Annotated in this window: 26 protein-coding genes; 13 read left to right on the forward strand and 13 right to left on the reverse strand. The window is 44.7% G+C overall.

Annotation, left to right across the window (positions count from 1 at the left end):
* Positions 1–72 precede the first annotated feature (72 nt).
* Positions 73–567 carry a hypothetical protein gene (locus tag QUA90_RS17995; RefSeq protein ID WP_333446891.1) on the reverse strand — a complete coding sequence of 165 codons (495 nt, stop codon included), beginning with the start codon at positions 565–567 and terminating at the stop codon, positions 73–75.
* A gap of 224 nt (positions 568–791) precedes the next feature.
* Between QUA90_RS17995 and QUA90_RS18000 the strand changes: the two genes are divergently transcribed.
* Positions 792–2,201, forward strand: a complete 1,410-nt coding sequence (locus tag QUA90_RS18000) for a hypothetical protein (RefSeq protein ID WP_333446893.1) — start codon at positions 792–794, stop codon at positions 2,199–2,201.
* A 116-nt stretch (positions 2,202–2,317) separates the two neighbouring features.
* Here the strand turns inward: QUA90_RS18000 and QUA90_RS18005 are convergent, their stop codons facing one another.
* The 5 genes from QUA90_RS18005 to QUA90_RS18025 form a co-directional block, all read right to left on the reverse strand.
* Entirely contained in the window at positions 2,318–3,301 is a 984-nt protein-coding gene (locus QUA90_RS18005; protein WP_333446895.1) for a hypothetical protein, read from the reverse strand.
* A 25-nt stretch (positions 3,302–3,326) separates the two neighbouring features.
* The gene (locus QUA90_RS18010; protein WP_333446897.1) at positions 3,327–3,524 is read right to left on the reverse strand and encodes a DUF433 domain-containing protein; all 198 of its coding nucleotides are present in this window, start codon (positions 3,522–3,524) and stop codon (positions 3,327–3,329) included.
* Between the two features lie 132 nt (positions 3,525–3,656).
* Positions 3,657–4,262, reverse strand: coding sequence for a Uma2 family endonuclease (locus tag QUA90_RS18015; protein WP_333446899.1), 606 nt, complete (start codon positions 4,260–4,262; stop codon positions 3,657–3,659).
* Between the two features lie 64 nt (positions 4,263–4,326).
* A complete protein-coding gene (locus tag QUA90_RS18020; protein WP_333446901.1) occupies positions 4,327–4,935 on the reverse strand; it encodes a Uma2 family endonuclease in 609 nt (202 codons plus the stop codon).
* A 506-nt stretch (positions 4,936–5,441) separates the two neighbouring features.
* On the reverse strand, positions 5,442–5,738 hold the full coding sequence (locus tag QUA90_RS18025; protein WP_333446903.1) for a hypothetical protein: 297 nt from the start codon (positions 5,736–5,738) through the stop codon (positions 5,442–5,444).
* A gap of 43 nt (positions 5,739–5,781) precedes the next feature.
* Between QUA90_RS18025 and QUA90_RS18030 the strand changes: the two genes are divergently transcribed.
* On the forward strand, positions 5,782–6,537 hold the full coding sequence (locus tag QUA90_RS18030) for a hypothetical protein (RefSeq protein WP_333446905.1): 756 nt from the start codon (positions 5,782–5,784) through the stop codon (positions 6,535–6,537).
* Positions 6,538–7,109: 572 nt separating this feature from the next.
* On the opposite strand, the gene QUA90_RS18035 is transcribed toward QUA90_RS18030, so the two are convergent.
* Complete coding sequence (locus QUA90_RS18035; protein WP_333085035.1) at positions 7,110–7,895, reverse strand: PspA/IM30 family protein; 786 nt, start codon at positions 7,893–7,895, stop codon at positions 7,110–7,112.
* 70 nt (positions 7,896–7,965) lie between these two features.
* On the opposite strand from QUA90_RS18035, the gene QUA90_RS18040 reads away from it, so the two are divergent.
* Entirely contained in the window at positions 7,966–8,142 is a 177-nt protein-coding gene (locus QUA90_RS18040; protein ID WP_333167716.1) for a hypothetical protein, read from the forward strand.
* 54 nt (positions 8,143–8,196) lie between these two features.
* Here QUA90_RS18040 and QUA90_RS18045 read toward each other — a convergent pair whose 3' ends face one another.
* On the reverse strand, positions 8,197–8,901 hold the full coding sequence (locus tag QUA90_RS18045; RefSeq protein ID WP_333085036.1) for a PspA/IM30 family protein: 705 nt from the start codon (positions 8,899–8,901) through the stop codon (positions 8,197–8,199).
* Between the two features lie 144 nt (positions 8,902–9,045).
* Positions 9,046–10,269 (reverse strand): SPOR domain-containing protein, encoded by a 1,224-nt coding sequence (locus QUA90_RS18050; RefSeq protein WP_333386689.1) that lies wholly within the window; start codon positions 10,267–10,269, stop codon positions 9,046–9,048.
* Between the two features lie 512 nt (positions 10,270–10,781).
* On the opposite strand from QUA90_RS18050, the gene QUA90_RS18055 reads away from it, so the two are divergent.
* On the forward strand, positions 10,782–11,084 hold the full coding sequence (locus tag QUA90_RS18055) for a hypothetical protein (protein ID WP_333386692.1): 303 nt from the start codon (positions 10,782–10,784) through the stop codon (positions 11,082–11,084).
* Positions 11,085–11,307: 223 nt separating this feature from the next.
* Here the strand turns inward: QUA90_RS18055 and menB are convergent, their stop codons facing one another.
* Together menB and QUA90_RS18065 are read right to left on the reverse strand one after the other, a co-directional pair.
* Complete coding sequence (menB, locus tag QUA90_RS18060; protein WP_333252259.1) at positions 11,308–12,141, reverse strand: 1,4-dihydroxy-2-naphthoyl-CoA synthase; 834 nt, start codon at positions 12,139–12,141, stop codon at positions 11,308–11,310.
* A 306-nt stretch (positions 12,142–12,447) separates the two neighbouring features.
* A complete protein-coding gene (locus QUA90_RS18065) occupies positions 12,448–13,044 on the reverse strand; it encodes a TerB family tellurite resistance protein (RefSeq protein ID WP_333085039.1) in 597 nt (198 codons plus the stop codon).
* A 75-nt stretch (positions 13,045–13,119) separates the two neighbouring features.
* Between QUA90_RS18065 and tadA the strand changes: the two genes are divergently transcribed.
* The 4 genes from tadA (at position 13,120) to QUA90_RS18085 (ending at position 15,250) form a co-directional block, all read left to right on the forward strand.
* Positions 13,120–13,620, forward strand: coding sequence for a tRNA adenosine(34) deaminase TadA (gene tadA / locus QUA90_RS18070; protein ID WP_333331455.1), 501 nt, complete (start codon positions 13,120–13,122; stop codon positions 13,618–13,620).
* A 283-nt stretch (positions 13,621–13,903) separates the two neighbouring features.
* Entirely contained in the window at positions 13,904–14,632 is a 729-nt protein-coding gene (locus QUA90_RS18075) for a lysophospholipid acyltransferase family protein (protein WP_333331452.1), read from the forward strand.
* A 39-nt stretch (positions 14,633–14,671) separates the two neighbouring features.
* The gene (locus QUA90_RS18080) at positions 14,672–14,869 is read left to right on the forward strand and encodes a hypothetical protein (RefSeq protein ID WP_333446907.1); all 198 of its coding nucleotides are present in this window, start codon (positions 14,672–14,674) and stop codon (positions 14,867–14,869) included.
* A gap of 24 nt (positions 14,870–14,893) precedes the next feature.
* Positions 14,894–15,250, forward strand: coding sequence for a hypothetical protein (locus QUA90_RS18085; RefSeq protein WP_333446909.1), 357 nt, complete (start codon positions 14,894–14,896; stop codon positions 15,248–15,250).
* A 181-nt stretch (positions 15,251–15,431) separates the two neighbouring features.
* Here QUA90_RS18085 and QUA90_RS18090 read toward each other — a convergent pair whose 3' ends face one another.
* Both QUA90_RS18090 and QUA90_RS18095 read right to left on the reverse strand, forming a co-directional pair.
* On the reverse strand, positions 15,432–16,196 hold the full coding sequence (locus tag QUA90_RS18090; RefSeq protein WP_333446911.1) for an ABC transporter ATP-binding protein: 765 nt from the start codon (positions 16,194–16,196) through the stop codon (positions 15,432–15,434).
* A gap of 387 nt (positions 16,197–16,583) precedes the next feature.
* Positions 16,584–20,198: a HEAT repeat domain-containing protein gene (locus tag QUA90_RS18095; protein WP_333446913.1), complete on the reverse strand. Its 3,615-nt coding sequence runs from the start codon at positions 20,196–20,198 to the stop codon at positions 16,584–16,586.
* 523 nt (positions 20,199–20,721) lie between these two features.
* Between QUA90_RS18095 and gor the strand changes: the two genes are divergently transcribed.
* From gor to QUA90_RS18120, 5 genes are all read left to right on the forward strand, one after another.
* Positions 20,722–22,065, forward strand: a complete 1,344-nt coding sequence (gene gor, locus QUA90_RS18100; protein ID WP_333331437.1) for a glutathione-disulfide reductase — start codon at positions 20,722–20,724, stop codon at positions 22,063–22,065.
* 193 nt (positions 22,066–22,258) lie between these two features.
* On the forward strand, positions 22,259–22,795 hold the full coding sequence (locus QUA90_RS18105) for an opioid growth factor receptor-related protein (RefSeq protein WP_333446916.1): 537 nt from the start codon (positions 22,259–22,261) through the stop codon (positions 22,793–22,795).
* A gap of 298 nt (positions 22,796–23,093) precedes the next feature.
* Positions 23,094–23,684, forward strand: coding sequence for a sigma-70 family RNA polymerase sigma factor (locus tag QUA90_RS18110; RefSeq protein ID WP_333311539.1), 591 nt, complete (start codon positions 23,094–23,096; stop codon positions 23,682–23,684).
* Positions 23,681–24,127, forward strand: coding sequence for a hypothetical protein (locus tag QUA90_RS18115; protein ID WP_333446918.1), 447 nt, complete (start codon positions 23,681–23,683; stop codon positions 24,125–24,127). Before QUA90_RS18110 ends, QUA90_RS18115 begins: the two co-directional genes overlap by 4 nt.
* Positions 24,084–24,632: a Spy/CpxP family protein refolding chaperone gene (locus tag QUA90_RS18120; protein ID WP_333446920.1), complete on the forward strand. Its 549-nt coding sequence runs from the start codon at positions 24,084–24,086 to the stop codon at positions 24,630–24,632. The genes QUA90_RS18115 and QUA90_RS18120 overlap by 44 nt, the downstream gene beginning before the upstream one ends.
* Positions 24,633–24,658 lie beyond the last annotated feature (26 nt).

Here is a 24,658-nt window from a genome sequence, read left to right on the forward strand (position 1 = left end):
TCCGGGCACATCTTTAGATCAACTCATCTGTGCCTACTGCGCTCAATAGTGTCTCTTTTTTATTTGAAATGACTATAATATCCATTTTTTGAGGGTGGAGAGTTCTGAGGTGCGATCGTAAAAGTAAGGGAGTTCGGGTGCGTCTGTTAAATCGATTATGGGCGATCGGGCATTATTTTGGGGAGAGTCTGGGGGTGAGGGCGATCGCTGCTTGGCCTCTTCTGCATCTTGCCGTTTTTCTCCACAGATATTGATATGACTATTAATGTAACCCACAATCTGTGAACCATTATTGTTGTAAATATTAGATAATGCTTGTGTTTCTAAAATAGATCGAACATTAGATTGTTTAATATCTTCTCCCAATACGTCAGAAAGCATCTTCCATAATTTTCTAGAAAATTGTTTAATATGATCTTCACTCCGATTGCACTTTTTAGCTATTTTATGATATTTCTCCCCCTCCCAAACTTCTTTTAATATAGAGCTTTGCAATGAATCAATATGTTTTCCCGTCTTCACAAATACTTGCTCGTCAGTCCATTGTAAAACCTCTTGGATATCCATAGCTAAAAGTTGGTTTATTTTTGACGATCACACTATATCACACTTTCAGACACCAGGGAAACTAAATAACACTTTTTATTGTTAGTAAAAATTGTTTAAGAAATGTAAGTCTACACTAAATAACACTTTTATGAGGCTCAAAAAATATAGTTTCAGATTAAAATAATTAGAGATACAAGGAATCTAGTAGCAATTTATAAGTTATCAAAAGCTCTGGAGGAAATATGACACGGTTTAACTGGTTTGCCAAAGACGCCTCTCAAGGAGATCAGAAACTCACTTCTGGAGATATCCAGCGGATCGTTGGCGAATTTAACAAATGTTTGCCACGCATTCTGGGGATACCTGAAGTTTTAGAGGGGATCACCTTTGAGGAAGCAATAAGTTATTTCCAGAGCGATCGCCCAGCAACTCCTAATTTAAAAAAAGGAGCAATTATTCGCCAAGAGCATCCCGAAGGGCAAATTTTAGGACAGGTGTTTTTAGACGAAAAGAATAACCTTGTTTGTCATTCAAATGGAATACCTTATGGTCGTCAGGTGATTTGCAAAAAGCTCGATCAAAAATTAACTGATGTCTTGGGCGATCAAGAATTAGTTGCCATTGAGTTGAAGGCTAAAGAATCTGGTGAATCTCAGCTTACTGAAGAACCTACTCCAAAATCGCGGATTGTAAAACTTTCTAAGATAGTTAGTATCATTATTTGGTCGATTATAATTCTAATTGTATTCATCCCGTTACTGGGACGATTAGTTATGACTCAGGCTTTAGGGGCCGAATTAACATCTCCTCCCTCCCTAGAAGTTACTCAATCTTTAGTCGCCTTTGGTGGAAGAGAAGAAGCTTTCAAAAAAGCTGTGAACAGTGCAAATCAAAGTGCTAAACAATATGCTAACAATGAATTGAATCTGTGGGAAGCTGATTTAATAAATCGAATTGATACGGATTTTTTAAATTGGTATTTTAATTATTTTAATCAGAAACAGCAAGAATTTGGTGTTCTTTTTCAATATATAGGCGAGAATGTTATGAATGGGTTTAATCCGACTATAGTCAATGAAAAGATTGCCAAAAGCATAAATGACAATATTCAAAGAGAATTTTCTAGGAGAGTATTGCAAGCAAATTCAGCAGAGATGAAATTTCATACAATAGTAATTGATACAGCGAATTTTTATATTGAACAATTATCTAAGGAGTTTGATGAGGTACCAAAAATGTATACAATTCCCCAATCCGACTGGGCTAAATATTTAGAAGGTATAAATTTTAGGCTAGAAAATGAACGAGGAAATGAAGTATCTTTAGTAAGATTTGTAGGTGCTGCCGGAACTGCTAAACTTACTGCTACAATTGCTGCTAAAGCAGGTAGTAAAGCTGTAGCTGCTCTTTCTGCGAAACTAGGAAGTATGATTGAGCCTACCCTTGCCATAGGTTTAATCGCTTGGGATTATTGGGATTATACTCAAGGAGTTAAAGAAGACAAGCCCCGTTTGCGTGAAGATTTAGTCAACTCTTTACATGACATTAAAAAATCTATTTTGAGCGAGCCAGAACATAGTATAATGTGGGTTGTAACTGAATTAGAGGAACAAATTAAAAACAATGTTTTGCAGGCGAAATTTCCGGCTTAAAAGTTTAGAAGTGATATGCTTTCTCTCTAGATAGCAGTTTTACGCTGCGTCAGGCAAAATAAATCTCCAATTGGAGAAGAGGACTTGCCATGACGCACTGTTATCTCCACATTTAACTAGCGAGGCCCAGCTTCAATAGCAGAATTAGCTATTTGAACAAGCGTTTCCTCTCGCCCATTCTTCATGGTTACTCGGTACAAAACGCCTTGATACTGCCATTCAACTAAGGCCGTGCAGGAAGCACCGCAGCCATTGTAAAAAACTCCTTGTGTTCTGCCAGCTAATTGAATAGTTTTGAATTCACTCCTGAATCCTCTAGGCGGTGCTTGGGCTGGTTCTCCACCTCTTTCTGCTGAGATACTCCCGATATAGCAAGGCGTACTGCTGCAATTAGGTATGTGGCCCATTTCAACACTATAGCCATTTGTTTCTACTCGGTTTTTTAAGTAAATTTTTTCTGAGAAGGGAAGCTGACTGGGGAGAAAAATTGGTACTCTCGTCTTACCTTCGATCTGCGATAGAATTTCACGAACTGGAAAAGAAATACTCGAGCGAGAATTACCACCTTCAGAATTAGCAGACTGAGGGCGAAACCCTTGCACAAAATTCGTCCACCGCTGAATTTTATTACCAGTAATATCTAAAATTGGAATAGAACGAGTCCTCGATCTTGGCCGCCCAGCCTCCCCCTGAGAATATTCGATCGCAGTACGCTCTGGTTTCCCTAAACCATAAGTATTAGCAATATCGCTAGCCAATTGACAGTTGATTCTGAATTGCCCCATGTCAATTTTACCATTTCCGGCGCGGTAATACCAAGTTCTACCGCCAGCGTTTGGTATCTCCTGACAATCAGAATATGTCACCTCAAACATCTTGGCGATATGCACGTCATAGAGGCGCAATTGACCCCCATAAGCAGATTTTGTGGTATTGGTTTCTGACACCGTAAGGGTATAAGTTCCTTCCGCGTGTTGCAATCTCATGGGAACTTGTGTTTGAGCGATCGCCCTCGGTATCCCCTGAATTTGGGTTACTGCTCCCCAACTCAAAGTAACAAACCCCAAACTTGTTAGTAATAATTGTTTTGTAACTTTCATTTGTCACTTAAAAGCTAGAGGATATTTACAGCCTATCTTCAATATAAGCTAAAGCTGCGTTAATTTGTTCCTCTGTAAGGTCAAATAATCCCCCACTCCACTTAGGCGGATATTGAGCCGTCACATAGTCCATGATGTCGTAGATAGTGATGCGCGTACCTGCGAACGTCAGTCCTCTTTCTGTACGGATGATAGCTGTTTTTTCGTTAAATATGTTTGTCATGCTTATCGCCTCCTAAAAGTTATCTTTATATTAATATCTGATTACCCGCAATTTGGGGATTCTGTCTTACTAACTGCCTAAGTTAAATTATCAATAATACTCGCAATTTTCCAGAGTCCGATCGCACTTTCATTAAAAAGCCAGTTTTTGAAACAACTCCGCAACCGGAAGAGTAAAGCCGGGGACGATTTCTTCCCCATCGAGGGAGTTAGCGGACTTAAGCAGGCGATCGGGTTCTTGGGACGATCGATAAACTAACACATACTTTTCTTTAGGATGAATCACCCAAACTAAACGCGCCCCATTCTCAAAATATTCTACGAGTTTATTGTGAATTTCTTCCACTGTATTGCTAGGAGAAAGGATTTCTACGGCAAGATCCGGCGCACCTTCTAGGAAGCCATCGGGGAGTTCATCTAGCCCTTGCAGGCGTTCTTTTGCCATGAATGAAACATCGGGCGATCGCTTATTTCCTGATTTCATCTTAAAAGCAGTGCTAGAGTCGAACATCGCGCCTAGCTTTTGAATGTGGACATAACCACCGAGCAAAATCATCAATATACTGCAAACATAGCCGTGTTTTGCACCCGAATTTCCCATGTCAATTAGTTCTCCATTTACAATTTCGTAGCGGTGACCATCTCGGTTGAGTGCCATGAATTCGGCATCACTCCAGACTTTTTCCTCTGCTGGTGTTTCAAGTTGGTTTTCTGTAGCGTTTTGAATTAGAGTAGCCATAGCTTTCTCCTAAACTTATATTTCTAGTTAAACAGAATCCATTTCAAAGTCGAAAAAATCGCCCTTAAAAATTAATCCGGCGATAGACTTCAGACATCGGAAGTTCTATATTTAAACTGTGCAGGACGATCCCCCGATCGCTCCCATCATACACTTGCCATTGCCAGCGATCGCTACTTGGGCGATCGCCATTATAATATTGCTCAATATAGGGTTCAGCTTGACTAACCAGCAGATATTCACAAAAACTAGAAAGAGAGCGATATTTTCTGAACTTTTCACCTCGATCGTAGCCTTCAGTAGAGGGCGAAAGAACCTCGACAATCAGTAAAGGATTGATAATTTCGTCCGTGCGATCGCCATTGAGTTCCGGTTCGCCATTGACGACGATCAAATCAGCATAGGTTCCGCACCGATGTTCGGGAATCCAAACCCGCAAATCGCTGTTATACAAGCGAAAATCGGTGTCTCTGAGCAAAAAACCCAAGTAAATTAACAAGTTACAGGCGATCGCACTGTGGACTTCTGAACCACCTGAGATAGCGATAATCTCTCCGTTACAGTATTCGTGACGTTCTTCGGCTGTTTCCTCGATCGCCCGGTATTCATCTGGAGTAAAGCGAGTCTTTGTCGCATCTGGAAGATTTGGCGGGTTGGTTGAAGCAATAACCACGATCGCACCTCCTAAATAATTAGACTTTAAATAATTATGGCTTACAGCTAGATAGTTTTCCTAACCCCGAGGCGTTTTCTGAATTCCATTCAAATTCCCTAAAGAACTCTCCATGCCTTTTTGCGCTTCTGCTTCACAACCGCTAAATTCTCGCTTTCCTTTTATTTTTAACACTCAATTGCTTAGTAAGCGCTGTATAATAATGCAAAGCAAAAAGCAGATTAATTCCAAAAAACACCAAAGTTAAAACAAATGTAAAAAAAGACGTAAACGACAGTCGGGAAGTCATCGTAAACATCGCCAAAATGATTGAGCAAAGCCCAAAACCGGAAGCAAAAGAACTTAAAAGCAGCAACCGCACCTTAGACATAGTTTAATTTAAAGATTATCAGTAAAATGCACTCTTGGCAGCTAACGATGAGTGCCAAATGATACTTAATTACTATATAGCGAAATTGCTCAGTTCCGCCAAGGGCAAAACGACTACTTTCCTCAAAAGGTTTGAATTATATTGAAAAATACAGCCCGCGCTCTTGCCAACTTCGATCGCCCAACTTAATATCAATCAAAGGAATTCCCCAGCCTCCGCCAGCATTCCACCTTTCGCCGTACAGCCAGCGCAGGCGCAATCCCGCTGACAGCAAAGTCTTCGGTTCCAAAACCGCCCTTCCCCTCGGATTCCAAACATGGCCAAAATCCACAAACGGCGTCACCTGCAAAACTCCTTGTTTGTCGCGGGTGCGCTTGCATCGGATACCGCAAATCGGCTGAATCAAAAATCCCGCTATCGGCAAGCATTGCATCCTGACAGTAACCCCGCAAGATATCTGAGCCCCCTCTAGCGAATTGTTCGATCGCCAAAAGCTCTGCCCCTGCCCCAGCCAATTCCCCATCCGATCGCACCACCAGCAGCCTCTCAGCAGCCAACAACCGCACGTACTGCTATTGACCCCGCCAGGTCAAAAATCAACTGTCAGGGCGGCTGCTGCTCACCGTAGCGCCAAATGCTGCAACTCCCTAACAGAAATGCGATCGCGCCACCAAGACATCTCTCTCTCCCCTTTGAGTAAAATCCTGAAACAGCCTCAGCACCCCAACCCGATTTCTTCCCCGATTATCTGCTTCCGACGACAGTGGAAAATCCTTTCCCAGCAAAGATGTATCGCTTTCTCGACTGCGAGTACCAATACTGATCGCGATTTCTCTTCTCGGATTTTGCACGATCGGCTCGCGGTAAGTCAACTGCCAACTACTTCAAATCGATCAACTTTGATCGTACCGGCAATGTTAGCAATTCTGCAGGCTGTGCCGACGCGGGAACAGCAGGCGGCAAAAGCTGTTCGCCTGAAAGCAAGGGTGCTGGCCGCGCGGGTTATGGGAGGGGAGCCGAATTTGACAGCCCCGGGTTGGGAATCGGAAATTCGTGTCTGTTTTCTCCTCGATTCGGCAATTGAGGGAGAGTTTCTGCGGGATCACTTTGGGTCAATTGATCGAGTTCCGGGATGCTATTTTGTTGCTCTTTACTGCCTCTATCTAATTCTGAACCGGAGTATAAATCACGAAGCCGATCGCGATCGTCTGCTGTTTCTTGATTTAGTTTAAATTGAGATGGTAAATTATCATACGAAATTTGCGCTTGCACCCCTGAGTCGGTAGCAACCATCGACTCGCCAACACTTAGAGCTGATAGGAGTGCGGGGCAAATAGCTGCAATTGAAAAACCAAGTGCTAATGCCTTGAAAAACTTGATTTTACAAAAGCTTCTAGAAAATTGCACGGGCATGACAGATTAGCCATATTTGATAGTTATTTACACTTACGATCGGGCGCGGCCGGCGCAATTGCAAGGAATAAAATTACTCTATCACTTTTGACAGAGTTAATTCCTTAAGTCAATATAAAGATAGTTGACAGGACTCTTATTTTGTGTACTAAATAATTACTGAAAAAACTCTGACCTCCCAAGCTAGCCATCTTGCAAGGAATAAAATTACTCTCTCACTTTTTAAACACTTAATTCCTTAAGTCAATATAAAGATAGTTGACAAAACATATGTTTTGTGTATTCAACAATTGCTAAAAAAAACTCCGACCTCCCAAGCTAGCCCTGTAGGTCGGCGGAGCATTCTATCAAACCTGCGATCTGAGAAATAGGTAAATTTTGATACAGATTACTACATTTTATTGAGCTGCGATCGCAATTCTTCCAACTCAGCGTCAATCACCGGGCTCGACTCCGAGCTACTAGCTGCTGCCGTTTTACCCGCTGCCGGCAATTGACCTTGAGACACAGAACCCCCGGTCAGTTGAGCTTTCATCTGAGCCAACTCGTCGTCAACATCGCCGCCGCTTTCGAGCAAGCGGAACTGTTCCTCTAAATTGCTGCCGCCGGCGGCCAATTCTGCCGAAGCCCCCGCGCGAGCTTCAATCTGCAAAACTTTTTCTTCCATGCGATCAAAAGCCGCCATTGAACTGCCAGTATTCAAGGTGCCAATGGTATTGTTGAGCTGTTCCTGAGCTTTAGCAGCGGATATCCTCGCTTTGAGCATATCCTTCTTAGTCTTAGCTTCGGAAATTTTGCTCTCCAAACCGATCAAGTTGCGCTTGAGACTTTCCACCTGAGCCGATTGCTGATCCAGACTGGCTTTCAGCGTAGCAGCCGTTTCAGCGTGAGACTTTTTGCGAATTAGCGCTTCCCGGGCCAAAGTCTCGTCTCCTTTTTGCAGGGCTAGCTGAGCGCGCTGCTGCCACTGGTTAGACTGAGATTCAGCTTGATTGTACTGAGTCTGGGTGCGCTTTTGAGTGGCGATCGCGCTGGCAACGGCTTGACGCAACTGCACCAAGTCTTCCTGCATATCCGTGACAGACTGTTCTAAAATCTTTTCCGGGTCTTCAGCTTTGTTTACCAGATCGTTAAGATTGGCTTTGACGACTCGGCTAATGCGGTCAAATAATCCCATAATGCTATTTTTCCTGGGTGAGGTGTACGAAGTAGGCGGAAAGCAGGCTTGATAGCCCTAGCCCGCAGTTGTGAAATTCACTCTTGTCAGATTTTTAGTGCGATTTAGTTTTTGGCAATTTTTGCAGACAGATAAATCCAGTTTAAAGCGATCGAGTAATGTGATGCAGGCAAGCTTATTCATGCACATATCTATTGAGTTTAACTTCGATCCGGGAATTCCCCAACAGGCTTCGAGCCATCTCTAGCTAGGCTGTTGAGAAGTTTTTGCTTGTCCCGACTCTTGTTCTGTTGCCTGGGGTTCAGGATGCGGGCGGCTCGCTCGACGGCAATTTGGGTGTATTGTTGCCCGGAAGCATTTGTGCTTTCATCGCCGCCAACTCGGTATCCACATCGTCGGCACCTTCGAGAGAGAGAAACTTCTTTTCTAAATCATTAGTTCCGAGTTCTGCGATTGCTTCGGAGCGAGCTTCTAGCTGCATGACTTTCTCTTCCATCCGTTCAAACGCGCTCAAAGCGCTGCCGGTACTGAGATTGCCCATCATTTCTTGCAGCCTTTCCGACGATGCGGCCGATCGAGCTCGGGCAATGTACATATCTTTTTTAGATTTTGCCTCGGAAATTTTACTTTCGAGCGTCCGCATATTTTCTTTAAGTTTAGTGACAACAGCCGATTGCTGATCCAGACTGGCTTTCATCGCCGTTGCCGTTTCTTGATAAGATTTCTTGCGTGTCAGAGCTTCCCGCGCCAAATTTTCCTCGCCTTTTTGCAAAGCTAGCTGCGCCCGCTGATGCCATTCTGCTGCTGTAGACTCAGCTTGGGAGCACTGGCGTTCAGTGCGTTTTTGAGCTGCAATCGCTCCTGCCACAGCTTGTCTGAGCTGCACTAAATCTTCCTGCATATCCATTACAGCCTGTTCCAGAATTTTTTCTGGGTCTTCGGCCGCCCCGACTAAACTGTTAATATTGGCTCGAATCACTCGCCATAGGCGATCGAATAATCCCATTTTGCCCGTCTCCCGATTTTATTAAATTTTAGATTTAGGACTGGGAATTGACAATTACAAAACCAATTTTGTGTTAGACAAAACATTCATCATTGTCTAGCTTTGTCTAACAATTTAGTTAAAGTTTTTCACCCTTTACCTAATTTATGGTTGATAGTATTGTGGCTTCACCCCTTTTTCTTGGAGTTCTTTCACCAAACGTTCTGCTGAGGCAGGATCGTTCAAAGCCCCCATTTGGATCTTGACACCCTTTGAGAAGTTTCGCACGTAGGCATCGGGAACAGCGGTTCTGGCTTGCTGCAGCGATTTTTCGTCGGTGTAATCGGTGACAACGTAATAGAAACCGTCGGCGGCCCGTGCAGGCCTTCCCAGCGGGGATGCGGCTGCTGGGGATGCGGCTGCTGGGGATGCTGTCGCCGGGGATGTGGCGGCTGGCTGGGCTGGGGAGGGTGTTGGAGGCAGTGTCGGCAGTGTCGGCACTGGCTGGGCGGCGCTGGGGCTGGGAGTGGGAAGCAAAGCTCTACTCAGATTGTTGAGTCCTTGTTCCCTGCCTCTGGCCGGGTTGCCGTCTTCTGTAGGAATCGGCACAGCCCCGCTGGGGCCCGGAGGCGCTGGCGGAGTTGGCGGGATTGATGCTTTTGGTGACGGGGAAGGAATCGGGCTGGCTGTCGGCTGGACATTGCTGAGAGTGCTCAAATCTAGCTCGACAAATTCCTTGGATACCAGATTTGGAGCTTTCGGCAGTTCCTTGGTGCTGGTATCTGAGGTGGAATTAGAGGCGGGACTGTCGATGGGAGAGGGTGAGGTGCGGAGCAAACGGTTCAGGCCAGCCATCTTAACTAGATTTGACGGGTACATGACGGCGTAGCCCAAAGCTGTGCATGACAGCAAAAACAGCAGCATCGAACTCAGTCCCAAGGGAGTTAACAAACTGGCAGCTAAACTGCGTTCTACCGTAGGCTCAGCTTTTGACTCGTCCAAACTTTCGATGAGTTTTTCGCTGGATTCGAGATAATTGTTGGGTGCGAAGGCACTGCTAGATAATTTTGTGCCACCCCTGGTAGTTGCTAGCGGGGCATCGCCCTGAGTGCCGGCAAGGGATAGGGGCAGCGATAGCGGCTGCTGGGTTTCCTCCGCAGTCTCTGGCGCCAAATTTTGGGATAGCTGTTGCTCGGTTGTGGCTGTTTGCTTGCCGGTACGAACTGAGGGCGACACCCACTGTTCGGCGCGCCTCCTGTGCCTTCTGTATGTTGTCAGTTCTGCTTCTAGATTTACATCTAGACTCCCCAGGACTGCTTGCAAAGCAGGCTTGATTGGGGTTGAAGAGGATTGATGATTTGGGGATTCAACCGAAGAACGCTTACTCATTAGCAAAACTCCTACCGCCTCTGAATTAATTTTAATGTTTTGATTGTAGATATAAACAAGAAGCTTGAAAACTTGCCTATTTTATGATTAGCTACTTTTGGCGTCAATGCAACAGGGGCCCGATCGCCTGCTGTCGATCGTCGGCAGCTATTTTTCATTTTCATTTGAAAACTTAATTGTTGCTGTTTCCCGGACGCTGCTTACCGACACTCTCAGCTACTTTTTGTATCCTGAGCTACCGCTTATTTGTGACCTTTCATACTCCTTGGGTATTTGTACTTTTTCTTGATCCCTAACGCCTTTATAAACTTTTAACCTATGTTTTTACCTATACAATGAGCAACTACCGAGCTAATTGTTTCTATATATAACGAGATTATAAATAAATTATAAAATTTAATTATACTTCGGGGATCGCTACAAACCAGACAGCATAAAGGTTGGGATGCTCTAAAACCTGCTAGCTCTACAAAGGAGAATTAGAGATGAAAATGATTTCCCTAAGAACTTTTATGCAAACCTCATTAACTTCACCTTTAACTTCAGCTTGTGGTCACTGCCGTCACTATACCCCTGAGGGCAGACGCGGGGGTGTTTGCGCTCTACTAAGCGGCCCGGTTCAAAGTCACTGGAAAGCTTGTGCTTTAGCGGTTTCGCCTTTTAGGTCATCTTGGGAAAACATAGAAGAAATTGGAATGTGGCAAGAATCGACTCTGACGCTGCAGGATGCCACCGTCACTCTTTCCGAGCGCCATGCCTGCCAGCTTACAGGCACAACGTTAACCGAAAAATCCCCTGCCGCAGTCTCGGTTTAGTTAGCCGGCAGCAGGATAGGTCATACCATTTTCGATTTTCGATTGGGAAATCACTGATCATTATCATGGTTTGGATCTGACAAAGCAGTTTCATTCTTTTTGGGAACTGGTATCAATAGTCACAATTTGGGACGATCGGGTGCATTTGGCTTTACTAACTCATAAAAATCAGCAACATCTACTTTAATATGAGCGCATAAAAAAAACTGATTTCTCCATCCCGCTATGGCAGCCAAGGATATTGACTAAAATCAGGTTGCCGTTTTTCCAAAAAGGCTTGTTTGCCTTCGGCGCCTTCCTGGGTCATATAGTACAGCAAAGTGGCATTTCCTGCCAGTTCTTGCAAACCAGCTTGACCGTCGCAGTCGGCATTAAAAGCAGATTTCAAACAGCGAATCGCGATCGGACTTTTTTCGAGAATTTCTGCAGCCCACTGAATCCCTTCTAGTTCTAGTTGTTCGACGGGCACGACGCAGTTGACTAAACCCATTTCTAGGGCTTGCTGTGCGCTGTACTGGCGACACAAAAACCAAATTTCTCTGGCTTTTTTCTGGCCGACGACTCTGGCAAGATAGCTAGCTCCGAAACCACCGTCGAAACTGCCGACTTTGGGGCCGGTCTGTCCGAAAATAGCATTGTCAGCAGCGATCGTCAAGTCGCAAATTAAGTGCAGAACGTGACCCCCTCCAATTGCGTAGCCTGCAACTAAAGCAATTACTACTTTAGGCATAGATCGAATCAACTTCTGCAAGTCGAGCACGTTCAACCGGGGTATGCCACCTTCGTCTACATATCCCGCCGCACCCCGCACGCTTTGGTCGCCGCCGGCGCAAAAGGCGTATTTGCCGTCTGTATGAGGCCCCGCACCTGTGAAAAGGACAACGCCGATTTTTGTGTCTTCGCGGGCATCAGTAAAGGCATCGCACAGTTCCTGCACGGTTTTGGGACGGAAAGCGTTCCGTTTGTGAGGTCGATTGATGGTAATTTTGGCGGTGCCACCACTTTTGTGATAGAGAATGTCTTCGTAGATTTTGGCGGTTTGCCATTCAATTTGCATAATCAATCAATTTGAGATTTGAGATTGAGCTGAGTCAATCAAGGCAGCGACAAGTCGCTTTTAGATTTTAGAGGCATTCGGTTCAATGGGATACAAGGGTCGATCGACTCTTGCCCAAAAAATAAAGCGGGACTTAGACAGAAACCAGGTTTTTCACCAACATACTCCGTGCAGCGCTCTTGGTAGGGGTTAAACAACCCGGTTTTTGAGGGTAAGAGCGCCCAATTCCCATCTCAAATGGACACAGCGTCAAATCCTCGAACTCTTCTCAGGACTTTTACTGCTCCAAAATTTATATGGGCTGGATTATTTGCGGAGTAAAATACTCAGCAAGTGCTTTGCTGCTTTACCAAATACCGGATCGCGGGACTCGAATTCGCTGGGATCGAGTAAAGCTTGAACTTCGGCAAAAGCTTGTGAGTCGAGGGTTCCTTCTTTAGTAAATAAAGTGTCTATGACTGCAATGTGTCTGGAGTCGAGGCCGAGCCGATTTGCGATCGACTGTAAGTACATTTGCTCCCGCATATCTATGTGTCCGTCGGCGGCTGACATTTCGTACCCCGAACCGATAAGCAACAGTTTTTCAGATTCTGAGAACAAAGCTGTCAGGGTTAGCAATTCCGTGGGGTTGAAGTAAACCTGCTGTTTGGAGACTCCTTTGACAAGGCGCTGAATTAGTTCTACCCGATCGCGGTCGCCGCTAGCAAAGGCTTTGAGAGTCTTTTGCAGCCGTTCTTCTTCTTCAACTGCGATCGTCCTGTCAATAATCATCACTCCGCGCAGGATGGAAATCAGAGCAGTCAGAAACACTACCAAAGGAGTGATATCTTGTTCGCGCAGCTTTTGCCGACTAATGCGGCACAACAGCTCAACAATTTCAGTGGTAATCGTAGTGGTGTCCATAATTAAAGACTCTCGATTAAGCTGTAATGTAACTTTCTTTATCGATCTTAAGTTTTTCTGTTACTTAGGTATGACGTGAATTGTAAAGCTGAGCCGTTGTCTATTAGTGATACTACTTATTTTATTCACAAACGCTGGATGACTAGGGCTGTGGAATTGGCACAAGCAGCCGGTGATGCTGGTGAAGTACCCGTTGGTGCTGTGATTGTTGACGGTACTGGCAAATTAATTGCCGAAGCGCAAAATCGGCGAGAGCGAGATTGCGATCCGACTGCTCACGCTGAAATCTTGGCTTTGCGGGCTGCTGGCCAAGTTTTGCAAGACTGGCATCTTAACCAATGCACGCTCTACGTAACGCTGGAACCTTGCCCGATGTGCGCTGGTGCGATCGTCCAAGCTCGGATTGGTCTGCTGGTATACGGAGCAGATGACCCGAAAACTGGCACGATTCGGACTGCGGCTAATATTCCAGATAGCGCGCATTCGTGTCACCGCTTAGAGGTGCTCGGCGGTATTATGGAGTCTGTTTGCCGCGATCAGTTGCTTTCTTGGTTTGAAGCGCGGCGGAAAAATTAACAGGTAAAATTTTTTACTCTCTTCTAGGCGATGTTTAATCGAAATTGACCCTTTAGCTGAAATAATAGATCCGTAATTGCCCGATCAAGCTTTCCAGGCGGCCGACTGCTCTGTATTAGTGCTGTCCGGTTGGTTGAGGTTTTACCTGTTAGAGATTATCTCTTGCGGGCGCGATCGCCCGCTCGGTACAAGGCCAATAGCAAAAGTGTCCCGACCCAAAAACTAAAGATTTGTCCAATCACTTATTTTAGACTTTGGATCTCCAGAAAGCAGCTTAATTGCTATGCCCCACACCGCCACGATCGCCGTTGAGTCCAGTAAATCATCTCTAGTGAAGCCAATGCCTGCCAAGGTAGCATCTAATACCTCTCGCGTTTCTCCTTGGTTAACCTCCTTGCTCTATCCGCTAGGTCACTATGTTGTCCTACCGTTTCATTTTGGCAAGATTGAGATCACCGGACAGGAGCACTTGCCGAAAGACGGGCCTGTCATCTTAGCCCCTACGCACAGATCCCGGTGGGATGCCCTGATGATGCCCTATTCAACTGGACAGAAGGTGACTGGACGCGATTTGCGGTTTATGGTAACTGCTGATGAAGTCAAAGGAGTGCAAGGTTGGTTCATCAGAAATTTGGGCGGGTTTCCTGTGGATCTCAAGCATCCGGCAATTGGCAGTCTCCGTTATGGGGTGGAACTACTCCTGGACAAGGAAATGTTGGTGATTTTTCCCGAAGGCGGCATTTTTCAGGATGGCGAAGTTCATCCGATTAAGCCGGGATTGGCTCGCTTGGCAATGCAAGCAGAGTTGAGCAAACCGGGTTTGGGGGTAAAAATTGTACCGATGAGTATCCGCTATCGCCCGCGCATTCCTCAATGGGGTGCTCAGGTAAAAATTGCGATCGGTTCTCCGATTTCCGTGGCGGATTATGCCAATGGTGGCGGTGGTAAAAAAGAAGCACGATTGTTGAGTGCCCAGCTCGAAATGGATCTTAAAAAGCTTGATGAAAGTTGAGGAGAAGTTCGGCAACGGATTATTTAACGGATGTAACGGATGTCAGGAAGAAGGAAGTTCGGCAACGGATTATTTAACGGATGTAACGGATGTAACGGATTGAAGGAAGTCGGAAGAAGGAAGAGGGAAGAAGGAAGAAGGAAGAGGGGAGAAGGAAGAAGGAATTATGATATAATGTTTTCGGGTGCTGTGGAGAGATGCAGCACTTATTTTGCTGCTTTGTTATGTCTGTATTAAGTGTGAGCATTAATGGATTGTGCTTTGAACTTTAGGCCTGGTCAAATTGTCAGTTTAGAATGTGGAGATGCGTGCCTGCATTCTGAGGTAATCCAAGTGGTTGAGGCACGTCAAGTTTGTTGGGTGCGCCCTTTGATGTTAGTTGTATCGGTGTCGGGGAAGGATTTATCGGCAGAATACACTTTATCCGATTTGCGAGATGGTGCTGATTTGCTTTGGCCGCTTAGCTTGTTTCGGGCGGCTTTAGATACTGAGGTAATTTCACTGTTGACCGAGTTGCACTCTCTGGATGCTGAGAAAAAGGATGGTGCGATCGCATCTCGCCAACTTAGAGATTTTGTCGATCGAGTTTGGGAAGCTTTTCCCAGTGCTTTTCTTTAAGCAGATATCTAGCGTTTTGTCTATTAGTCCGCCAGGGGTTGAAAACCCCTGTCTAATAGCTAAAGTCCTCTTGCATAAGACTCATACCCTCTTGATTCTTCAGTCCGCGTAGGCGGACTTCGTTTGTCTAGAAGCGATTTCAATCGGCCCATTTTCTTTTCGCTTTTCGCGGACTATTATACTAAAATACAGCGTGTGAAAGGTCTGCGGGATTGAGATTATTGTGAATAACTTGACCGTCGCGGAACCAGACAACGCGGCGAGTTTGACGCGCCACTTCGGGTTCGTGCGTTACCATAACAACAGTCATGCCGCTTTCATTGAATTCTGTAAAAATATCCATTACTTCTTGAGTAGTTTTTGTATCCAATGCACCTGTAGGTTCATCAGCCAGCAACAACACGGGACGGTTGACAATAGCCCTGGCGATGGCTACCCGCTGCTGCTGTCCTCCTGATAGTTGATTCGGTCTGTTTTGCAGCCGACTTTCCAGGCCTACTTTTGTTAAAGCATCTACTCCTCGTTCGCGTCTTTCTGCTGCGGGAATGCCGGCATAAACCATCGGTAACATGACATTTTCTAATGCTGTCAATTGAGGCAACAGATGAAATTGTTGGAAGACAAACCCTAATTTTAAATTGCGAATTCCGGCTAATTCTGATTCGGGCATTTGGGCGACATCTACGCCGTCTAAGTAGTAACTGCCGCTCGTAGGTCGATCGAGACAGCCGATAATATTCATAGCTGTAGATTTGCCCGATCCCGATGCGCCCATAATCGAGCAATATTCTCCTTGTCTTACGGTCAAGCTGACGCCGTTTAAGGCGCGAACTTCCAGGTCGCCAATCCCGTAAACTTTTGTTACCTCTTCCAGACCGACAACAACGGGCTTTGAGAGGACTTGCGGGTCGAGGTCTTGGTATGTATCGGTTTGTAATTCAGGCATTTTTTTTTCTGTGCGATCGACACAACTAACTACTAAGTTAACACTTCTTATCGGTTTTGGCGGCGGTCAGGGCGATCGTTTGGACGCTAATTGACGAGATATAAAAAAACTAAATCTTTAACGACGTGTTTGTGAGTTGTTTGATGAGAGTCATCTGATGTTCTAGCACTAGATAGTTATCTAATTTGCTTTTTCCAGCGCGGGTCAAGCCTTGATTATTGTGGGCATAAATTAGGTCGAGGATATGCTTTTTTGTTTCCTCCGAGAGTTGAAACTTGATAAAGCTGCAGGGAGTGTGGCGATCACAAAAAAATCCACTATTTCTGCATAAGCTTTGGGGATATTAGTAGCTACAGTCATATTTTGTTTCTGCTTTTTGTGTTTTTATCACAGCTTCTCTAATTGGGTCAACTTTTTCTGGGCAAACTGGCGGACTTGTTCATCGGGATCGTTGGCAAATCGATCGCGAAGTATTTCTAAAGTTTTTGGGCGATCGGGGTATTGCTTGAGCATGATTTTAAGTGCTGTTTTCCGGGGGTTATCTTGCGATTTGTACAGGCGTTCACAAGGATGATTGATAGCAATATCTGCCAACCATTCAAATATACCTGGTTCATCTTTACACTCCCATGCTAATTCTTCAACTGCTGAATATCGCACATCCCAATCATCATCAGATTGAGCCAGTTGTTTGAGGATAGGTAAGGTTTCTGGGTCATCTTTCCACCCCCGTGCTAATTCTTGGACTGCTGCTTGTCGCACAGCCGAATTATTATCAGATTGAGTCCGTTGTTTGAGAATAGGTAAGGTTTCTGGGTCATTTTTCCACCCTTGTGCTAATTCTTGGACTGCTGCATATCGCACATACCAATTATGCTCAGATTGAGCCAATTGTTTGAGGATAGGTAAGGTTTCTGGGTCATCTTTCCACCCCCGTGCTAATTCTTGGACTGCTGCGTATTGCCCAAGAAAATTATCATCAGATTGAACCTGTTGTTTGAGCCAAGGTAAGGTATCTGGGTCATCTTTCCACCCCCGTGCTAATTCTTGGACTGCTGCAAGTTGCACAGTATCATTATCATCAAATTGAGCCAGGTGTTTGAGGATAGGTAAGGTTTCCGGGTCATTTTTCCACCCCCGTGCTAATTCTTGGACTGCTGCATATCGCACCTCCGAATCATCATCCGATTGAGCCAGTTGTTTGAGGAGAGGTAAGGTTTCTGGCTCATCTTTCCACCCCCGTGCTAATTCTTGGATTGCTGAATATTGCACAGCAGAATAATCATCAGATTGAGCCAATTGTTTGAGCCAAGGTAAGGTTTTTGGGTCATCTTTCCACCCCCATGCTAATTGTTTGACTGCTGCAGATCGCACAACAAAATCATCATCAGATTGAGCCAGTTGTGTGAGGATAGGTAAGGTTTCTGGGTCATCTTTCCACCATCGGGCTAATTCTTGAATTGCTGCATATCGCACATCCCAATCATCATTAGATTGAACCCGTTGTTTGAGCCAAGGTAAGGTTTCCGGATCATCTTTCCACCCCCATGCTAAGTGTCTGACTGCTGCACATCGCACCTCTGAATCATCATCAGATTGAGCCAGTTGTTTGAGCCAAGGTAAGGTTTCCGGGTCATCTTTCCACCCCCATGCTAAGTGTCTGACTGCTGCATATTGCACATCCGAATCATCATCAGATTGAGCCAGTTGTTTGAGCCAAGGTAAGGTTTCCGGGTCATCTTTCCAAGTGTAGGCGATCGCACTTACTACTTGAGTGCGAATTTCAGTAACTAGCGTTCCCTCTTCTTCATAACCCTCATAATAATAATTGAGATCGTATTGTGTTAACTCTTTTAAGCGTTCAAGCAATTGACTCTCAACCGCAGCAATCTCTTTTCTTTCCCTCACCTCATTCAAACACTTCGCTGCCAAAAACAGATTGCTGAAGTTTTTTGCTGCCCCATCCTGTTCCATCAAAAACTCAATCAATTTCCCGGTAAACTTTCCAGCAATCAATCCCGCAATCAAGCACAAAACTTCCTGCCAAGATTCATCATCCCAGTGCTTGCCAAAAACATCGGTTTTCAACTCCTCCAGTGAAATTTCTTGTGTCTTCTGAAACCTTTCCACCACCTCCGACGCACAGAAATATTCCAAAAAAGTTCGATGCACAAACCCATAAGTATCCGCCCCCAAATAACATAAAATAAAGTTGCGAGTTCGCAGTTGGTTAATTATCAACTTTGCCCGCTCTTTCGCTCGATCGAAATCTTTATTCTTCAGATATGCTGTGAGGGTATTTTCCAAATCTTCCGCACTAATAATATTGCCAGCCAACCCTTCAGGTGCTGCTTGCATTTTGTAAGCGACTCGCCGCAGCATTTCTTGCTTATCTTTAGCATCAATAGTTTTCGGATCGAGCCTGCTATCCTCTACTAAAGACCTTTCCACATCCCATTGATACAGCAATACGCGCGAAGCTTGATTGTAAAGTTCCGCCCTGTCTCTCGGCAATTCTTGCCCGCGATTTAAAATCGCCATAATCGTCAACAATAACGGATTACCCGCTAAATCTCGAATGGTTGATGAATACGCTAATGCTCTTTCCATGCGCTCACTAATTCGCGCTTTTTCCCCAGCATCAGTAAAAGTTAATTCGTGCCAGCGGTGAACAAAATCCTGAATTTGTTCCGCATTCAAATCTTGGAGAATAAAGTGATGAAACTCTGCATCTTGCAACCGTTGAGGTTTGTAACCAATAATCCGAGACGTGACAATCACTTGCACGCGGGGATACTCATTGGTAAACCGATGAATTGCCGTAATTACATCTTCTCGTTTCCCGGAATCGAAAATTTCATCTAAGCCGTCGAACATCACCACAGCGTCGCCTGCTTTTAGCTGTTCCTGCAATTGATGCTGATTCAAATGACAAATTGAACCCGGACTTTGATGGAAAAATTCGAGGAAGTTCTTGCAATGTCCTGATTCCCCGTTGCGAATGTAAGTCCGCAATTCTATTAGCAGCGGAATCGGCTGAGATGTCACGCTATTTAAGGGCGATCGCGCCCAGTTTAATGCTAAATATTGTAACAGAGTAGACTTGCCAGAACCCGGATCGCCTAAAATAACAATGTAGGGATACTTTTGCTTGTCATTGATAACATCTAACACCGATACGATCGGCTGAGAAAAATAACCGCGCCGATATTTCTCTAAATTTTCTAGATCGATCGCGTCTAATTGATTGCTGTCTTGCAGCCGCCGTTGATGTTCTTTAGGAATTTCGTAAGCTTGGGGCAGAAATGATTCGTAAATCGATCGCACATCTTGGAAAATAAAGATTTGCCAAACTTTCAGTTTTTCCCGATAATCGTAGGTATTGGGATCGACGCTGCTTAAATTGAGATTGCTGTAACGCTCGCACAGAGCTTCTTGATATTGCCTCAAGTCAAAATCGGGGATAATCCCCGCCGTTTCTTGAGTATTTTTCTGAATGCTATCCAGATTTTGAGCATTCAAGATATCGCGCAACTCTTTTGAGTCAAAGAGAATTTCTTGAACTTCTGCGAGATACTGATTGGCGATGGTTTGCCACTTAAATCTTGGTGGTAAAGGAGTTAAATCTAGTTGAGTCCAGGTTTGTTCGAGAAGTTCTGCATCGAGAGATTCGCGATCGCTCTCAAAAGCCTTGCCCAAAATTTCTTTAACAGACTTGTTATTGATAAACTGTTTAACATCTTTAATATACGGCTTTCTTTGCTCGGGGGAAAGTCCGCCGATTTTCAACTGCTGTTCCACCAACTCCAAAAACTTTGTGATTGCTTTGCCCGCTGCGACTTTTCGCGGGTCTTTTTCGCCTAATAAGACGTTTTTCAGGGAATCTTTAAAAAAATCTTTAGCAAAATCCTTCGCGCCGTCTTTGATCAAGTCTTCTAAGATGGGTTGAACGAGAATGCCAACTCCTTGCGTCACTCCCCAGAGCAAAAGCCAATCGATCATAAAGCTAGCCCGATAATTAATTTATGTTTATAATATAGCAATTATCAAGGATTGATGAAATTCTCAAAAACTGTAGGCTAATCTCCTGTGATAGCCCCGATAGGTTAGGGTAGTATCAGTTTTCTATCGCTGCGCTGCGATTAGCCTTGATTCCGTCTGATTGTTTCGCCCTACTACCCCTTAGAAATCGGGAAGAGCATCAAAGGTGCGCTTTTTTACAGGGATTTACGGGAGTTCGACTCGGCTATAAGGAGCGATCGACAATTAGCTCTTTTATTCTTGGCGGCGGCTCGAAAATAGTTACATTTTTATATGTTTCTTGTCGATCGCTTGTGCTATACTCTAATAATGGGAGTGTGAGCAATTCTAAGATTAACGCACAGATTCCTATTATTAAATAATACCCGATTTATCGCAAAAAGTAAAGTAGTTTCCCCAAAAAAAAAACAAAAATTTTTGAGATATCATTAAAAAAAGTAAAGCGTAAAATTGGTAAGTGGGCGATAAGAAGGTACAGACAATTATGACATACGACTACGACTTGTTTGTGATAGGTGCGGGTTCCGGCGGATTGGCGAGTTCCAAGCGAGCAGCATCCTACGGCGCAAAAGTGGCGATCGCCGAAAATGACTTAGTAGGCGGAACCTGCGTAATTCGCGGCTGTGTCCCCAAAAAACTGATGGTGTACGCCTCAACATTTTCGCACCTTTATGAAGATGCGGTGGGCTACGGTTGGAGTCCAGTAGAAAGCAGCTTTGATTGGGAAAAACTCGTCACCAGCGTAGACACAGAAGTGCGGCGGCTGAGCAAACTGCACATCAGCTTCCTCGAAAAAGCCGGAGTCGAATTAATCTCAGGATACGCCAAATTTATTGATCCCCACACCGTCGAAGTTGGTGACAAGAAATTTACCGCAGCCAAAATCTTAATTGCAGTCGGCGGAGAAGCGCAAAGAGTCCCAATTGTCGGCATCGAACACGCGATTACCTCTCGCGAAATATTCCTCCTAAAAGAGCAGCCAAAACGGTTGGCAATTTGGGGCGGCGGCTACATCGGCGTCGAATTTGCTTGCATTATGAACGGATTGGGAAGCGAAGTAACTCAAATTATCCGCCGCGACTTAATTTTGAACGAATTTGACACAGAAATTCGCACCAACGTGCAAGAAGGAATGATTAAGCACGGAATAAACATTTTGACAGAAAGCTCGATCAACCACATTGAGAAAACCCCAGAAGGCTTAAAATTAACTCTGTCGGGGACATCCGAAGGAACGCTAGTAGTAGACGCGCTGTTGTGCGCTACCGGGCGTCAGCCTAATTTAGAAAAATTAGGTTTAGAAAATGCGGGAGTAGAAACAGATAAAGGTGCGATCGCAGTTACCAAAGACAGCCGCACCAGTCAGCCGCACATTTTTGCAGTCGGAGATTGCACGAACCGGATTAACTTAACACCAGTTGCGATCGCCGAAGGACGCGCTTTTGCAGATACTGAATTTGGCAACAATCCGAGAGCAATCACTCACGAAAATGTGCCGTCAGCGGTATTTTCCCAGCCGGAAGCTGCTACAGTCGGCTTAAACGAAGTGCAGGCTAGAGCAAAGTTTCCCGACTCAATTAAGTGCTACACAGCCAAGTTTCGACCGATGTTTCACGCTTTGACAGGTGCAGACGAGAAAACTTTTGTCAAGTTAATCGTTGAAACTAATACTGACAGAGTTTTGGGCGTGCACATGGTTGGGAAAGACGCGGGCGAGATTATTCAAGGAATGGCGATCGCTGTTAATATGGGAGCTACGAAGAAAGATTTCGACGCGACTATTGGCATTCACCCATCAACTGCTGAAGAGTTTGTTACTTTGCGGTAAACAGGGCGAAGCCGCCAGGGACTTAAGTCCCTGGCTAATAGCTAAAGTCGGTTAAAACCGACTCAAGAAAACTATTTTGATGAACAGGCAGGATGCCTTTTCCACACAAAAATTAAATTTTCTGGTTGTGGGGAGTAGGGGTTGGGCGTCCCGCCCGCCCAAAAATACAATTTAGATACAAAACAGCTTATTAATGAGTAATTCAACCAAACAAAACAAAATTTTAGCATTCTATCTCGGTCAGCAGCCTGATTCACAAGGTCGGGCGATCGAGGATATTTGGTCGTGGGATTACCAGAAGCTGGAATCCGTGCACAATTACATTCAATGGCTGTTTCCTCTGAGAGAAAAGAGTCGCTTTAATTCCAGTGTTCCGACTTTAAATGATGAGGTAATTCAAGCTTTTAGAACAAGTGAAGAGTTGAAAAATCGCTTACTCCATTCGTTCAATGTCATGCTGGCATTTTACGGGTTGGAATGCCGCGAAGGGGAGAACGCAGAAATTGTAATTGCCAAATCCGCAGAATATTTGTCAAGAAAAAGAGAGTGGATTCAAAAATTTAATCACAACTACCTGCGGCTGACTAGGATTATCACAAGTTTGACAGAGTTGGGATTGAAAAATTACGCTTTAGCTCTTTTCAAATGTTTAGATGAACTCTATAATGAAGATCCAAAAAGTATTGGTTTAGAGACTTATACTTATTGGAAAAATGCTATAAATAGTTAGAACTCACATCTTGTATTCTTGTTAAGAACGGGCAAGATGCCCGTTCCACAATAAAATTGAGTTTTGTGGAACAGGTCTCTTGCCTGTTAGGGGCGGGCTAGAAGCCCAACCCTTACTCCCCACAAAAAAATTTATTTAATTTTTGTGGAACAGGCATCTTGCCTGTTGCTGACATTGGTGCAGTTTTTTACCCCAAGCGGATTCATGCTCAAAATAATATTTTAAATTATTTGAACCTTTTTCGCGATCGTCCTGTCTAAACACTTCAGATAACGAACTGGTGGGGGAGACTTCACAGGTGTTAGCTGTGTCAGCCAATGTTTTAATCGATAACTGTTCCGACTCGGACTTAGTTGCTGAATGTTTAAAGGGCGATCGCACCTGCTTTCGCCACCTTTACCAACGCTACCAACACAAAGTCAGGTCAACCCTTTACCAACTCTGTGGGCCGTCGCTGCTTGACGACTTAACGCAAGAAGTATTCCTGCGAGTGTGGAAAGGATTGCCAAAACTCAAGCACCAAGACAACTTTTCTACTTGGCTTTATCGAATCACTTGGAATGTGGCTTCTGACCAAAGACAAGCAGTTGCTAAGCAGCATTCTTTTGATTCCAAACTCAAAAATCAAGAACAAATGGATCGGATTGTTGTCACAGATCGTACCTCTGACTTGATGCAGTTGCACTATCAAGATTTAGTGCAGCGAGGATTGGAGAAATTGAGCTTTGAACACCGCAGCGTTTTGGTGCTGCACGACTTAGAAGACATCCCGCAAAAAGAAGTAGCTCAAATTTTGGGACTGCCGGCGGGAACCGTCAAATCTCGCGTGTTTTATGCCCGAAATGCTGTGCGGCAATTTTTGCAAAAAGAAGGTGTCAGCGAGCTATGAATAACCCAAGCAGCGACCAAGAGTTAGTTAATTTCTTGAAGCAACATCGCCCAAATCTTCCTGAAGCTGCACCAGATTTAGAGCGAAAAGTCCTAGCAGCAATGGAAAGTAATCAGGCGAGTGTTTTCCATGAAAATCAGCGCCAAAAAGCGCGCTTAATTGCGTCAGTAAAGTCTGATAATAGGTTAAAAATATTCTCTGTTTCTAAGTGGGCTTTGTCGTCTGCAATTGCTGCTAGCCTGCTAGTTTTTTGGTCTGGCTACCGTCCGTTTCATACTGCACAATTGCCAGAGGAGGAAACAGCTAAGTTAGAAGCATTTTTAGTTACTAACTGGGAGGGTGTCCTCCATGATTCTACCCAAGAAAGTATGACCGATCGCTCGCAAACAGACTGGTTGAATGTCAGCCCTGGTGCTGACAGCCAACCGCCAACAAATAAGTAATATCAAAGAGGTATTTTTCATGTCAATTCGTCGTATTTCTGCCCTAGCAGTTTTAATGCTGACTCTCGGTAGTACAGCCGCAGCAATAGCAGTTCCTCATCCCCTCGAACCGGAAACATTTGCACAAAATCAGCGACCAAATCGACCTGCTGGCAAGGAAGGCGGGATGTTCGAGAAACTGAATTTAAGCGCTGACCAAAAGCAGCAAATGCAAGCAGTTCGCGATCGCTACAAAGACCAAGTTTCCCAGCGGATGCAAGCAATCCGCCAAGCGAGACAAGAATTGGAAACGATGATGTCCGGCACGGCAAATGCCAGCGAAATGCGCGAAAAACACCGTCAAATAATCGGATTGAGGCAGCAGTTGGAAGAGGTGCAATTTGAAAGTACACTCGCAATGCGAGAAGTGCTCACTGCCGAACAGCGCAGCCAATTAGCTCAAATGATGCAGCAGCGCCGACAAAATGCTAAAAATCGGATGCAAAACGGTCAAAAACCGCAGTAATAGTTCCATTTTGTTCACGGCTTATT

This window comes from Microcoleus sp. D3_18_C4, from assembly GCF_036702355.1.
In the GTDB taxonomy this organism is placed as follows: Bacteria; Cyanobacteriota; Cyanobacteriia; order Cyanobacteriales; family Microcoleaceae; genus Microcoleus.

What these genes read in the sequence shown, in the direction of transcription:
- QUA90_RS17995 (WP_333446891.1), bottom strand. Translation starts at nt 567, where the DNA reads ATGGATATCCAAGAGGTTTTACAATGGACTGACGAGCAAGTATTTGTG.
- QUA90_RS18000 (WP_333446893.1), top strand. Translation starts at nt 792, where the DNA reads ATGACACGGTTTAACTGGTTTGCCAAAGACGCCTCTCAAGGAGATCAG.
- QUA90_RS18005 (WP_333446895.1), bottom strand. Translation starts at nt 3,301, where the DNA reads ATGAAAGTTACAAAACAATTATTACTAACAAGTTTGGGGTTTGTTACT.
- QUA90_RS18010 (WP_333446897.1), bottom strand. Translation starts at nt 3,524, where the DNA reads ATGACAAACATATTTAACGAAAAAACAGCTATCATCCGTACAGAAAGA.
- QUA90_RS18015 (WP_333446899.1), bottom strand. Translation starts at nt 4,262, where the DNA reads ATGGCTACTCTAATTCAAAACGCTACAGAAAACCAACTTGAAACACCA.
- QUA90_RS18025 (WP_333446903.1), bottom strand. Translation starts at nt 5,738, where the DNA reads ATGCAATGCTTGCCGATAGCGGGATTTTTGATTCAGCCGATTTGCGGT.
- QUA90_RS18035 (WP_333085035.1), bottom strand. Translation starts at nt 7,895, where the DNA reads ATGGGATTATTTGACCGCATTAGCCGAGTCGTCAAAGCCAATCTTAAC.
- QUA90_RS18045 (WP_333085036.1), bottom strand. Translation starts at nt 8,901, where the DNA reads ATGGGATTATTCGATCGCCTATGGCGAGTGATTCGAGCCAATATTAAC.
- QUA90_RS18050 (WP_333386689.1), bottom strand. Translation starts at nt 10,269, where the DNA reads ATGAGTAAGCGTTCTTCGGTTGAATCCCCAAATCATCAATCCTCTTCA.
- QUA90_RS18055 (WP_333386692.1), top strand. Translation starts at nt 10,782, where the DNA reads ATGCAAACCTCATTAACTTCACCTTTAACTTCAGCTTGTGGTCACTGC.
- menB (WP_333252259.1), bottom strand. Translation starts at nt 12,141, where the DNA reads ATGCAAATTGAATGGCAAACCGCCAAAATCTACGAAGACATTCTCTAT.
- QUA90_RS18065 (WP_333085039.1), bottom strand. Translation starts at nt 13,044, where the DNA reads ATGGACACCACTACGATTACCACTGAAATTGTTGAGCTGTTGTGCCGC.
- QUA90_RS18075 (WP_333331452.1), top strand. Translation starts at nt 13,904, where the DNA reads ATGCCCCACACCGCCACGATCGCCGTTGAGTCCAGTAAATCATCTCTA.
- QUA90_RS18080 (WP_333446907.1), top strand. Translation starts at nt 14,672, where the DNA reads ATGTCAGGAAGAAGGAAGTTCGGCAACGGATTATTTAACGGATGTAAC.
- QUA90_RS18090 (WP_333446911.1), bottom strand. Translation starts at nt 16,196, where the DNA reads ATGCCTGAATTACAAACCGATACATACCAAGACCTCGACCCGCAAGTC.
- QUA90_RS18095 (WP_333446913.1), bottom strand. Translation starts at nt 20,198, where the DNA reads ATGATCGATTGGCTTTTGCTCTGGGGAGTGACGCAAGGAGTTGGCATT.
- gor (WP_333331437.1), top strand. Translation starts at nt 20,722, where the DNA reads ATGACATACGACTACGACTTGTTTGTGATAGGTGCGGGTTCCGGCGGA.
- QUA90_RS18105 (WP_333446916.1), top strand. Translation starts at nt 22,259, where the DNA reads ATGAGTAATTCAACCAAACAAAACAAAATTTTAGCATTCTATCTCGGT.
- QUA90_RS18115 (WP_333446918.1), top strand. Translation starts at nt 23,681, where the DNA reads ATGAATAACCCAAGCAGCGACCAAGAGTTAGTTAATTTCTTGAAGCAA.
- QUA90_RS18120 (WP_333446920.1), top strand. Translation starts at nt 24,084, where the DNA reads ATGTCAGCCCTGGTGCTGACAGCCAACCGCCAACAAATAAGTAATATC.